The 12,122-nt window shown below is 65.1% G+C and carries 12 protein-coding genes; 11 read left to right on the forward strand and 1 reads right to left on the reverse strand.

Annotated elements, in window-relative coordinates; genetic code table 11:
• Positions 1-159: 159 nt before the first annotated feature.
• From QM569_RS09645 to QM569_RS09665, 5 genes are read left to right on the forward strand one after another with little or no spacing between them, the layout of a single operon-like run.
• On the forward strand, positions 160-1,560 hold the full coding sequence (locus QM569_RS09645; RefSeq protein ID WP_414987014.1) for a PLP-dependent aminotransferase family protein: 1,401 nt from the start codon (positions 160-162) through the stop codon (positions 1,558-1,560).
• A gap of 17 nt (positions 1,561-1,577) precedes the next feature.
• Positions 1,578-1,829: a putative toxin-antitoxin system toxin component, PIN family gene (locus tag QM569_RS09650; RefSeq protein WP_414987015.1), complete on the forward strand. Its 252-nt coding sequence runs from the start codon at positions 1,578-1,580 to the stop codon at positions 1,827-1,829.
• Between the two features lies 1 nt (position 1,830).
• The gene (locus tag QM569_RS09655) at positions 1,831-2,067 is read left to right on the forward strand and encodes a hypothetical protein (RefSeq protein ID WP_414987016.1); all 237 of its coding nucleotides are present in this window, start codon (positions 1,831-1,833) and stop codon (positions 2,065-2,067) included.
• A 59-nt stretch (positions 2,068-2,126) separates the two neighbouring features.
• Positions 2,127-3,203, forward strand: coding sequence for a hypothetical protein (locus tag QM569_RS09660; protein WP_414987017.1), 1,077 nt, complete (start codon positions 2,127-2,129; stop codon positions 3,201-3,203).
• 25 nt (positions 3,204-3,228) lie between these two features.
• A complete protein-coding gene (locus QM569_RS09665; protein ID WP_414987018.1) occupies positions 3,229-4,914 on the forward strand; it encodes an SEL1-like repeat protein in 1,686 nt (561 codons plus the stop codon).
• A 26-nt stretch (positions 4,915-4,940) separates the two neighbouring features.
• On the opposite strand, the gene serA is transcribed toward QM569_RS09665, so the two are convergent.
• Complete coding sequence (serA, locus tag QM569_RS09670; RefSeq protein WP_414987019.1) at positions 4,941-6,173, reverse strand: phosphoglycerate dehydrogenase; 1,233 nt, start codon at positions 6,171-6,173, stop codon at positions 4,941-4,943.
• A 275-nt stretch (positions 6,174-6,448) separates the two neighbouring features.
• On the opposite strand from serA, the gene ugpB reads away from it, so the two are divergent.
• The 6 genes from ugpB to QM569_RS09700 form a co-directional block, all read left to right on the forward strand.
• On the forward strand, positions 6,449-7,765 hold the full coding sequence (gene ugpB, locus QM569_RS09675) for a sn-glycerol-3-phosphate ABC transporter substrate-binding protein UgpB (protein WP_414987020.1): 1,317 nt from the start codon (positions 6,449-6,451) through the stop codon (positions 7,763-7,765).
• A 68-nt stretch (positions 7,766-7,833) separates the two neighbouring features.
• Positions 7,834-8,715 carry a sn-glycerol-3-phosphate ABC transporter permease UgpA gene (ugpA, locus tag QM569_RS09680; protein ID WP_414987021.1) on the forward strand — a complete coding sequence of 294 codons (882 nt, stop codon included), beginning with the start codon at positions 7,834-7,836 and terminating at the stop codon, positions 8,713-8,715.
• A gap of 2 nt (positions 8,716-8,717) precedes the next feature.
• On the forward strand, positions 8,718-9,569 hold the full coding sequence (ugpE, locus tag QM569_RS09685; RefSeq protein WP_414987022.1) for a sn-glycerol-3-phosphate ABC transporter permease UgpE: 852 nt from the start codon (positions 8,718-8,720) through the stop codon (positions 9,567-9,569).
• Between the two features lie 63 nt (positions 9,570-9,632).
• The gene (gene ugpC / locus QM569_RS09690; RefSeq protein WP_414987023.1) at positions 9,633-10,637 is read left to right on the forward strand and encodes a sn-glycerol-3-phosphate ABC transporter ATP-binding protein UgpC; all 1,005 of its coding nucleotides are present in this window, start codon (positions 9,633-9,635) and stop codon (positions 10,635-10,637) included.
• A gap of 74 nt (positions 10,638-10,711) precedes the next feature.
• A complete protein-coding gene (ugpQ, locus tag QM569_RS09695; RefSeq protein WP_414987027.1) occupies positions 10,712-11,458 on the forward strand; it encodes a glycerophosphodiester phosphodiesterase in 747 nt (248 codons plus the stop codon).
• Between the two features lie 36 nt (positions 11,459-11,494).
• A partial coding sequence (locus QM569_RS09700; RefSeq protein ID WP_414987024.1) for a DUF3772 domain-containing protein occupies positions 11,495-12,122 on the forward strand: 628 nt, incomplete at its 3' end.

Here is a 12,122-nt window from a genome sequence, read left to right on the forward strand (position 1 = left end):
TCGGTATCTAGCCATGACGAGTCGTTCAGTTGATCAAATGCTGGATTTCAGTGAACGTCTATCAGACTGAGGACTTTATTCCTGCATTCAATCTGTGGCTATATACAGAGACTCCCTTTATGTTGTATAACAGATGCGTCCTACCCTTCACCGGCGATGATGGCCTCACTTCCCCAATACCAGTTGATCGCCGGAGTCCTTCGTCGCTCCATCCAGGCGGGAACCTTGCCGCAAGGGAGCAAGCTACCCTCGGTCCGCGCATTAGGGACGACGCACGGGGTCAGTGTGTTGACCGCCCTTCAGGCGTTGCGCTTGCTGGAGCAGGAACGCTGGGTAGAGGCACGGCCACGGTCTGGCTTCTTCGTCACGCGGCGGGCAGATGCTTGTTGGGTCGAGCCTGCGGCCATGGAGGTGGCCGCTCTTGATGAACAGGCGGCAACGCACCTCTCCATTGTGGGCACCCCGTGTCGGGTGCGGCTTGATCTGGCGAATGGTGAATCGGCACTCTATCCCATCGAAAAGCTCGGCATTCTGATGCGTCAGCTTGTCTATCGAGACCCGGATTTACTAGGGAACCACATTCGCGGCACAGGGTATCCCGCGCTCAAGCAGCAAATTATCCGGCGTGCCGTTGAATACGATTGCACGATGCATCCCGATGAATTACTAATTACCAATGGATGTGTCGAGTCAATCGCCTTGGCTCTCAGAGCAGTCACTCGACCTGGTGATGGCGTGGCAGTGGATTCGCCCACTTATTTTGTCATTTTGCAGATGCTACACAGTCTGGGATTGCGGGCGGTGGAGATACCGCAACTCAACGGCGGAATCAATCTTGAAATGCTTGAGAGATGTCTGAAAAACAGGCAAATATCTGCTGTCATAAGTCTCGCCAACATGTGCAATCCCACAGGTATCACACTTTCTGCGGATGATAAGAAGAAGCTGGTGCGCTTGGTAGAGAATAGCGAGGCGGTGTTGATTGAGGATGATATTTACGGCGATACCTATTTCACTGGTTCACGACCAACACCTCTGCGGGCGTTCAGTGACAAGGTCATTCTGTGCAGCAGTTTTTCAAAAACTTTGGCACCAGGGATTCGAGTGGGGTGGGTTGCCAGCGGGCGTTGGTCTTCGACCATTGCGTCGATGAAATACACGTCCACTATGGGCACGTCGATTTGCCCCCAGGCTGCCATTGCCGAATTCATGCGGACAGGCGGGTACGACGCCCACTTGCGCCGCCTGCGACGCACGCTACAGCATCAAGTCCGCAGCATGCGCAATGCGATTGTTCGGTATTTCCCGGAAGGGACGCACGTTTCCGACCCATCGGGCGGATATGTGTTGTGGGTGGAATTGCCACCCGGAATGCGCAGCACGCGCCAGCTTTTCGAGGATGCCCGCCGTGAAGGGATTGGCATTGCGCCAGGGCATTTGTTTGCAACCGATGACCGGTTTAATCATTGCTTTCGGTTGAATGCTGGATTTGGTTGGAACGACGAGGTTGAGAGTGCCATAGCGCGGCTGGCGGAGCTCTCAGCGCCCGTTCGCGGTTGAGCCGCCCCGGCAAAGCCATGGTCGATGCCATGCTGGATGCGTTCTGCCTGCATGCCCGGCCCGTGCATCTGCACTACCTGTGGCGCCCGCAGACCCGCGACGCGTGCGACGAGATAGTGCTGGAGACCGCGCTCGATGGCCAGGCCGATGTACTGGTCGCCCTGAACATCGCGGACTTTCACACTGCGGCACAACGCTTTCGCCTGCGCCTGCTGGCGCCCGGCGACTTTTATCGGCAACACCTGCTCCCGCAGAGCCTGGAGGATTGACATGGCCAACTACGCACTGCGCGTTCCCGAATCGCTGTTTGAATACGCCCGCCACGTGGCGGAAGAAGAAAAGGTGTCGATGAACCAGTTCTTCGTCACCGCCATCGCGGAAAAGGTCTCGGCGCTCAAGACCGAAAGCTATTTCCGCGAACGCATGGCGCGCGGCGGCGATGCGGCTTTCGACGCCTGGCTCGACGCCAGCCCGGCCACGCAGCCCGACGCGGGCGACGAACTCTAGGGATGCCCGGAATGTATCATCTTGATACACTTTGACGACATTCCCCCAAAGTTCCGCCCATGCCCACCCCTTTCCGCCGTCTTGTCCTGTGCCTTCTGCTGTGCATGGCTCCCGTCAGCGGCACTTTCTCCTCCACGCTGGACGACCTGATGAACATGACGGAGAAGCTCGACAGGATGGACAAGGCCGACTTCGACAATCTGGTCGGCAGGGCCAATATCTGCATCCGGGGCCGCGACTTCGACTGCGCCGAAGACCGGCTGAACAAGGCCGCCAAGCTGGTCAACGGCAACCGCGACAAGCAGGCGCTGGCCAGCGCGCACCGCCGCCTCGACAACGAGCGCGAAGCCGCCCGGCGCGAGGAAGCAGAGCGCGTCGCGCAAGCCGAACGCCAGCGTCGCGACGAGGAACAGCAGGCACGAGAGAGTGAATGCAATGCGCGCTGCGCGCACAGCGGCCAGCGCATGCAGTGCATCTGGGGGAACATCAACCCCTGGAACTGCAACCGCAGCGACGATGACGACACCCCCTCGTTCAACGCGGGCCTGGCCGTGCTGCAAGGCATCAACAACAGCCTGTCGGGCTACCGCCAGCTCCAGCAGATCCACAACCAGAGCATGGCCAACATCCAGGCCCAACAGGCGCAGCGCATTGCCCTGGAGCAGGCGCAGCGCGAGCGGGAGCGCGCGCGCCAGCGGGAAGAGAACGAACGCACCCGCGAGGCACAGGCCGAGCGGGCACGCGCCCAGCAGGCCCAGGCGCAGCGGGAGCGCCAGGAACAAATGCAGCGCGAACGGGAACGCGAGCGCCAGCAGGAAGAAAACGAACGTGCCCGTGAGCGCGATCGCGCCGTTCAACTGGCGCAGGCCGAACAGCGCGCGACCTCCAGCACCGCAACACGCACCATCGTCGTGGAAGGCAAGACCGAGGCTTGCTACAGCCGCGATATCGCGCTGAACCTTGCCTACACCAGGGCCCAGAACGCGGGCAACAAGAAATGCAACGAACTCGGGCCGCAATGGCGCTGGCAAGGCATCGAGTTCAAGGGTTACGAGCAGTGCAAGCAGTGCGGAACGTCCAACGAATACCGCTGCGCCGTCACGCAGGCCGTGCACGTCTGCATTGCACGGCGCTGACCAACAACTCCCTTTTCCCCATTCCATGATCCATCGCCCCTTCCCAGGCCTCGCCCTGCTGCTGGCCGCCGTGCTGGCTGCGCCAACCCATGCCCAACCCGCCGGCAAGGCCGCGCTGCGCTTTCGCTGCGATGGCGACAACGTGGGCGCGGCGGTACACATCAACGGCCAGTTCAAGGGCGAATGCCCGTTCGACGTGGGCGTAGCCGAGGGCACGCTGAAGATCCGCGCCGTCAAGCCGGAAGGGCCGGAGCACGAGCGCGTGTTCGAGCAGGAAGTGCGCGTTGGCGCGGACACGGTGAAGAACGTCGAGGTGCAGCTGGGCCCGCAACGGCTCACGGCCGAAGGCCAGCGCCTGCGCGACGAGCGCGCCGCCGCCGCGCGCCGCGCAGAAGAAGCACGGCAGGCCGAGGTGCGCCGCCAGGAAGCCGAGCGCGCTGCCCAGGCCGCCGAGGCCGAGCGCCAGCGCCTGGCTCAGTTGGAGCGCCAGCGCGCCGCCGCCGAGGGCGGCGATGCCGAGGCCATGGCGACGCTGGCCCTGCGCTATGAGAAAGGCCGCGACGGCGCGCCGCGCGACCGCGTGCAGGCGTTCGCCTGGTACAAAAAGGCGGCAGAGGCGGGCAGCGTGGCGGGCATGGGCGGGCTGGGGGCGATGTATTTCAATGGCTGGGGCGTTGCCCATGACTACATCCAAGCAGAGCATTGGTGGCGCAAGGCCGCACAGACGGGCGACGGGCGGGCGATGAATGGGCTGGCCCAGCTGTACTACTGGGGCTATGGCGGGTTGCCGGAGGACCCAGCCGAGGGCCTGCGCTGGCTCACGGCCGCATCCGATACGGGGTACACCCTGGCCCAAATCAATCTGGGCAATCGGCTGCTCCAGGGCACGGGCGCCACAAAGGACCCAGCCAGGGGCATGGCCCTGCTGGAGCAGGCAGCCCACCAGGGCGAACCGGATGCGTTTTCGATCATTGGCTACGCCTACGAAACGGGCGCTGGCGTTGCGCAGAGCGACGCGCAGGCCCTGCGCTGGTACAGCCAGGGGGCGGAGCAAGGGTGTGCCACTTGCATCAACAACCTAGGAGCTTTCTACGGCGCGGGACGTGGCGGCTTGGGCCGCGACCAGGCCGAAGCCGTGAAGCTGTACCGGCGCGCGGCCGACATGGGCAGCGGGATAGCGATGCGGAACATGGGGCTCGTGAGCCTTTCCGGCGACGGCGTCCCCCTGGACCGCATCGCCGCGCTGCGCTGGTTCCGCAAGGCTGCCGAAGAAGGATTCCAGCAGGCGGCAGCCCTCGTGTACCAGTTGGAAGTGGAAGAGGGCGTGCAGCCCGATGGCGGGCCGCAAGGCCTGTTTTGCTACGCCATGGTCAGCAACACCGCTGGCCGCCAGGGAGCCGTCATGTCACCCGTATGGCAGAACGCCCGGCCCGACAAGAGCGCCGCCGCGCAGCAGGCCACGCTGGCGCAGTTCTCCTCCGCCATGCACAAAGCCTCGCCCGAGAAATGGAACGACCTTGCCAGCGTACCAGCCCAGTGCGTTGGCAATGGCTTTTGCAGCCAGCAGGAGAAAAAACTGTTCGGCACCGCGCAGGTGGCTTTCCAATGGTGCCACCCTGTGGCTGCGGTGATGCACAGCGCCCGCGCGAAACTCATGAAGCCGGGCATCGAGACGACGCCCTGGGTGCCTGGCGGCGCATCGGCCCGCTGACGCAGAGGCACCAGCACCCGCCCTGCTCAGAACAGCACCCGGCTGCGCAGCGTGCCCTGCACCTGCGCCAGCTTGTCCAGCGCCAGCTCAGACGACTGCGCGTCGATGTCGATCACCACGTAACCGATCTTCTCGTTGGTCTGCAGATACTGCGCCGACACGTTGATCTGGTTGTCCGAGAAGATGCGGTTGATTTCCGACAGCACGCCCGGCACGTTGCGGTGGATGTGCAGGATGCGGTGCTTGCCGGGGTGCGCGGGCAGCGCCACCTCGGGGAAGTTGACCGACGAGGTGCTGGTGCCGTTGTCGCTGTACTTCACCAGCTTCTCGGCCACTTCCAGGCCGATGTTGGCCTGCGCTTCCATGGTGGAGCCGCCGATGTGGGGGGTCAGGATCACGTTGTCCAGCCCGCGCAGGGGCGACAGAAACTCGTCCTTGTTCGTGCGCGGCTCCACCGGGAACACGTCGATGGCCGCGCCCAGCAGCTTCTTGGCGCGGATGGCCTCGGCCAGCGGTTCGATCTCCACCACCGTGCCGCGCGCGGCGTTGATGAGGATGCCGCCGGGCTTCATGGCCGCGATCTCGGCCGCGCCGATCATCCATTGGGTGGAAGACAGCTCGGGCACGTGCAGGCTCACGATGTCGCTTTGGGCCAGCAGGTCGTGCAGCTTCTGCACCTGGCGGGCGTTGCCCAGGGGCAGCTTGTTGACCACGTCGTAGAACGCCACGTGCATGCCCAGCGCCTCGGCCAGCACCGAAAGCTGCGTGCCGATGGAGCCGTAGCCCACGATGCCCAGGGTCTTGCCACGGATCTCATAGGCGTTCTCGGCGCTTTTGAGCCAGCCGCCGCGGTGCGCCACGGCATTCTTTTCGGGGATGCCGCGCAAGAGCAGGATGGCCTCGGCCAGCACCAGCTCGGCCACGGATCGGGTGTTGGAATACGGCGCGTTGAACACGGCGATGCCGCGCTCGCGGGCCGCGTTCAGGTCCACCTGGTTGGTGCCGATGCAAAAGCACCCCACGGCCACGAGCTTGTGCGCATGGGCGAACACGTCCTCGGTCAGCTGCGTGCGCGAGCGGATGCCGACAAAGTGAACGTCGGCGATCCTGCTTTTGAGTTCATCGTCCGGCAGCGCGCCAGAGACGGTCTCGATCTGCGTGTAGCCCGCGCCCCGCAGCACCTCCACGGCGGACGGGTGGATGCCTTCGAGCAGCAGAAACTTGATCTTGTTCTTGTCCAGCGAGTTGGTAGCGGCCATGGCGATGAAGAAAAGAAGAAAGGTTGGTGGAGAAGAAACCGGGACGCGGCACTATGCACCAAGTCTGCTGCGACGCACAAAACCTTGCCGCGCTCGGAAAATACCCCCAAGAGAACGTCACAAAAAAAGCGTCACAATCGCAGCCTTTCGCGGCACCCCACGGGGTTTCCCCGGTTGTTGCATCCGGGAATGCCATGCGACAACGACACACCACCGTCACACAGGCCGCGCAGCATGCGGCCTGCGTGCTTTTCGTCATCCTTGGAGGAATATTCATGCAGATCAAGCATCTGGCCCTGGCCGCCACCGTGGCCGTCACCAGCCTGGGCGCGCACGCGCAGACCGAGATCCAGTGGTGGCACTCGATGACCGCCGTGAACAACGAATGGGTCAACGACCTGGCCAGGCAGTTCAACGAGAGCCAGAAGGAATACAAGGTCGTGCCCACGTTCAAGGGCTCGTACCCCGAGAGCATGACGGCCGCGATCGCCTCGTTCCGCGCAGGCAATTCGCCGCACATCCTGCAGGTGTTCGAAGTGGGCACGGCCACGATGATGGCCAGCAAGGGCGCCACCGTGCCCGTGGGCAAGGTGATGCAGGACGCGGGCATCGCGTTCGACCCCAGCGCCTACATCCCCGCCGTGGCCGGCTACTACACGGCGCCCAACGGGCAGATGCTGAGCTTCCCGTTCAACAGCTCCACGACCATCTTCTATTACAACAAGGACGCCTTCAAGAAGGCCGGCCTGAACGCCGACAAGGCGCCCGCCACCTGGCCCGAGGTGTTCGAGGCGGCCAAGAAGCTCAAGGCCAGCGGCCACAGCTGCCCGATGACGCTGGCCTGGATGGGCTGGACGCAGCTCGAATCGTTCTCGGCCTGGCACAACGTGGAGTTCGCCACGCAGCAGAACGGCCTGTCCAAGGACGGCTACAAGGCGCGACTGAAGATCAACTCGCCGCTGCACGTGCGCCACATCGAGAACCTGGCGCAGGCCGCGAAGAACGGCGAGTTCGTCTACAAGGGCCGCAACTCCGACGCGCAGGGCTCGTTCACCTCGGGCGAGTGCGCGATGATCCAGACCTCCTCCGGCTACTACGGCGACGTCGCCAAGAACGCCAAGTTCGCCTACGGCCTGGCGACCATGCCCTACTACCCCGACGTGAAGGGCGCGCCGCAGAACACCGTGATCGGCGGCGCGTCGCTGTGGGTCATGTCCGGCAAGAAGCCTGCTGAATACAAGGGCGTGGCCAAGTTCTTCGAGTTCATCTCGCAGACCAAGGTGCAGGCCGCCAGCCACCAGCGCACGGGCTACCTGCCCGTCACGATGGCCGCCTATGACCTGACCGACAAGTCCGGCTTCTACCAGAAGTACCCCGGCACCGACGTGGCCGTGACGCAGATGATCCGCAAGGTGACCGACAAGTCGCGCGGCATCCGCCTGGGCAACTACCTGCAGATCCGCACCATCGAGGACGAGGAACTCGAACTCGTCTGGGCCGGCAAGAAGTCACCCAAGGACGCGCTCGACACCATCGTGAAGCGCGGCGACGAGCTGCTGGCCCGTTTCGAGCAGGCCAACAAGGGCAAGTAAGCCACCTAGCGCATCAGCCTCCGCGGCCCCTGGGACGCGGAGGCTTTTTGCCGTTTTCTGGAACCGCCATGGAAAAACGCGTCCTCTTCCGCTCCAGCTGGCTACCCTGGGCATTGCTGCTGCCCCAGCTCGTGATCGTCGGCATCTTCTTTTTCTGGCCCGCCAGCCAGGCCGTGCTGCAATCGGTGCAGATGGAGGATGCCTTCGGCATGAGCCGTGAATTTGTGGGCCTGGAGAACTTCCAGCGCCTGTGGGACGACTCGTCCTATCTCGACTCGTTCAAGATCACCGCGCTGTTCTCGGTGCTCGTGGCGGGCGTCGGTATCGCGCTCGCCCTGGTGCTGGCGATCTTCGCCGACCGCATCACGCGCGGCGCGATGGTCTACAAGACGCTGCTCATCATGCCCTACGCCGTGGCGCCGGTGATCGCCGGCGTGCTGTGGATGTTCATCTTCTCGCCCTCCATCGGCGTGCTGGCCTACGGGCTGGGCCGGCTGGGCTACACCTGGAACCACCTGATGAACGACAACCAGGCGATGACGCTGATCGTCATCGCCTCGGTGTGGAAGCAGATCTCCTACAACTTCCTGTTCTTCCTCGCGGGGCTGCAGTCCATCCCCAAGTCGCTGATCGAGGCCGCGTCCATCGACGGCGCGGGGCCGTGGCGCCGGTTCTGGAGCATCCAGCTGCCGCTGCTCTCGCCCACCACCTTCTTCCTTCTGGTGATCAACATCGTCTATGCGTTCTTCGACACCTTCGGCATCGTGGACGCGACCACGCACGGCGGGCCGGGGCAGTCCACCTCCATCCTCGTCTACAAGGTGTACCTGGACGGCTTCAAGGCGCTGGATCTGGGCGGCTCGGCCGCGCAGTCGGTGATCCTGATGTTCATCGTCATCGCGCTCACCGTCGTTCAGTTCCGCTACGTAGAAAAGAAAGTGCAGTACTGACCATGATCGACCGCCGTCCCTGGCTCACCATCCTGTCGCACGCCGTGATGATCCTCGGCGTGGCCGTGGTGGCCTTTCCGCTCTACCTGGCGTTCGTCGCCTCCACCCACACGCCCGACGCCATCGTGCAGGCGCCCATGCCGCTGCTGCCCGGCGGCCACATGTGGGAAAGCTACGAGGCCGCGCTGTTCGGCTCCGGCAAGCTCGGCTCCAACACCACCGCCGCGCACATGATGTGGGTGAGCTTCGTCGTCGCGATGGTCATCACCGTGGGCAAGATCGCCATCTCGCTGCTCTCGGCCTTCGCCATCGTGTACTTCCGCTTCCGGTTCAAGATGCTGTGCTTCTGGGCCATCTTCGTGACGCTGATGCTGCCCGTGGAAGTGCGCATCCTGCCCACCTACAAGGTGGTGGCCGACCTGGGGCTGCTCAACAGCTACGCGGGCCTCACGCTGCCGCTGATCGCCTCGGCCACGGCCACCTTCCTGTTCCGCCAGTTCTTCCTCACCGTGCCCGACGAGCTGGTGGAGGCCGCGCGCATCGACGGCGCCGGGCCCATGCGCTTCTTCAAGGACGTGCTGGTGCCGCTGTCGCGCACCTCCATCGCCGCGCTGTTCGTGATCCAGTTCATCTACGGCTGGAACCAGTACCTGTGGCCGCTGCTGATGACCACGTCGGAGGACATGTACCCCATCGTCATCGGCATCCGCGGCATGGTCGCCACGGGCGGCGAGGCGGCCATCGACTGGAACATCGCCATGGCCACCGCCATCCTCGCCATGCTGCCGCCCACTGCCGTCGTGATCCTCATGCAGAAGTGGTTCGTCAAGGGCCTTGTGGATACGGAAAAATAAGCATCAAATTGGCCTCCAGCGCTTATCCATCAAGCGCTGGCAGCTATTAAAATACTAGCAATCATGGCATCACTCTCCCTTCGCAACGTCATCAAGCGCTACGGCCATGGCCCGAGGGCCAACCAGGTCATCCACGGCGTCAACGCCGAAATCAAGGACGGCGAGTTCATCGTCATCGTCGGCCCCTCGGGCTGCGGCAAATCCACGCTGCTGCGCATGGTCGCGGGCCTGGAGGAAATCAGCGGCGGCGAGATCGCCATCGGCGACCGCGTGGTCAACGACCTGGAACCCGCCCAGCGCGACATCGCCATGGTGTTCCAGAACTACGCGCTCTACCCGCACATGACGAACTTCGAGAACATGGCCTACGGCCTGAAGATCGCCAAGGTACACAAGGACGAGATCAAGGCGCGCGTGGACAAGGCCGCCAAGATCCTCGAACTCTCCCACCTGCTGGAGCGCAAGCCGCGCGAGCTGTCGGGCGGCCAGCGCCAGCGCGTCGCCATGGGCCGCGCCATCGTGCGCCAGCCGCAGGTGTTTTTGTTCGACGAGCCGCTGTCCAACCTGGACGCCAAGCTGCGCGCCCAGACCCGCCTGGAGATTCAAAAGCTGCACCGCGAACTGGGCATTACCAGCCTGTTCGTCACGCACGACCAGGTCGAGGCCATGACGCTCGCGCAGCGCATGATCGTGATGAACGCAGGCAACATGGAGCAGTTCGGCACGCCCGAGGAGGTCTATCACACGCCCGCGTCCACCTTCGTGGCGAGCTTCATCGGCTCACCGCCCATGAACCTGCTCAAGAACGCGCCGGGCGGCAAGCCGGGCACCATCCTGGGCATCCGCCCCGAGCACCTGGACGTGCGCGCCGAGGGCTGGGAAGTCACCGTCGATACTGTGGAGCTGCTGGGCGCCGAGCGCCTGATCTACGGTCGCATCCACGGCGAGCAGCTCATCGTGCGCGTGGAGGAAGGCACGCACGCCCCCGCGCCCGGCACGGTGATCCACGTGCAGCCGCGCACCGACCGCCTGCACGCCTTCGACGCTGCGACAGGAAAGCGCTTGTGACTGCGCCGTCGCCGGGCCGCCCCAAGGCGGCGCAAGCCCCCTCGGGGGGCAGCGAACCACGCGCAGCGGAGAGCGTGGGGGCCTTGCCCCACTGGCCCTACCCGCGCTGGATCGCGCACCGGGGCGCCGGGTACCTCGCGCCCGAGAACACCCTGGCCGCCTTTCGCCTGGGCGCGCAGCACGGCTTTCGCATGTTCGAGTGCGACGCCAAGCTCAGCGCCGACGGCGTGCCCTTTCTGATGCACGACGCCACGCTGGAACGCACCACCAACGGCAAAGGCACAGGCGGCGATCTGCCCTGGAGCGCACTGGCGCAGCTGGACGCGGGCGGCTGGCACTCGCGCGCCTACGCGGGAGAGCCGCTGCCCACCCTGGAAAACCTGGCCCGCTGGTGCATCGCCAACGGCTTCCTGCTGAACATCGAGATCAAGCCCACGCCCGGCGTCGAAGAAAAGACGGGCCGGGTGGTGGGCGAGCACGCGGCCCGGCTCTGGCAGGGCCAGGCCGTGCCGCCCCTGTTCTCGTCCTTCAAGCCCGAAGCCCTGGCGGGCGCCCGCGCCGCCGCGCCGCACATTCCGCGCGCGCTGCTCATCGACGCGCTGTGGGACGGCTGCCTCGACCATGCCCGCAGCCTGGGCTGCGCAGCCATCGTCTGCAACCACGCGCTGTGGGACGCGGCCCTCGTCGCCCAGGTGAAGGGCTGGGGCCTGCGCGCGCTGAGCTACACCGTGAACGACGACTGGGCCGCCCAGCGGCTCATCGCGCTGGGCACGGACGGCATCATCACCGACCGCGTGGACCTGTTCAGCCCCGCCGTCTAGCACGGGCGCGGGGAGAAGCCGAGAGAAAATCGGCCCATGCGTGCGACTCTCCCTCTCCCACCCGCTGCGCGCCGCGCCCTGGCGTGCTGGGCTGCAGCTTTCTTTCTCTGCCTGGCGCTCCCGGCCCAGGCCGTCCCCGCCAGCGGCGACGGCCCGCCCGCCACGTCCACCGAAGCCGCGCTACCCAGCGTGGACGAGCTGCGCCGCCAGCTCGATGCCATCGCGACCAAGCCCGGCGAGGACGACGACCGGCGCCAGCTGCTGGCCGATGTCAACGCCATCGGCAAGGCCGCCGAGCAGTTGACCGCGCGGCGCACCGAGGAGCTGGCCGACATCGACTCGCGCCTGGCGGGCCTGGGCCCGGCGCCCGAGAAAGGCGCCACGCCCGACGCCCCCGACGTGGCCGAGCTGCGCGCCAGCCTGGGCAAGCAGCGCGCGGCGATCGACGCCGAACTCAAGCTCGCGCGCCTGATCGCGGTGGACGCCACGCAACGCGCCACCGAGCTGGTCCGCCAGTGGCGCGAGCAGTTCCGCACCGCGCTCACCACCCGCACCGATTCGCCCCTGAGCGACAGCTTCTGGCGCGCGCTGCGCACTGCGGCGCCGGGCGACCTGGCGCGGCTGCGCGCCCTGGCGGGCGAGCTGCGCGTGGCCCTGGCCGCCG

It is taken from the genome of Acidovorax sp., assembly GCF_047607405.1.
Taxonomy (GTDB): Bacteria; Pseudomonadota; Gammaproteobacteria; order Burkholderiales; family Burkholderiaceae_C; genus Acidovorax.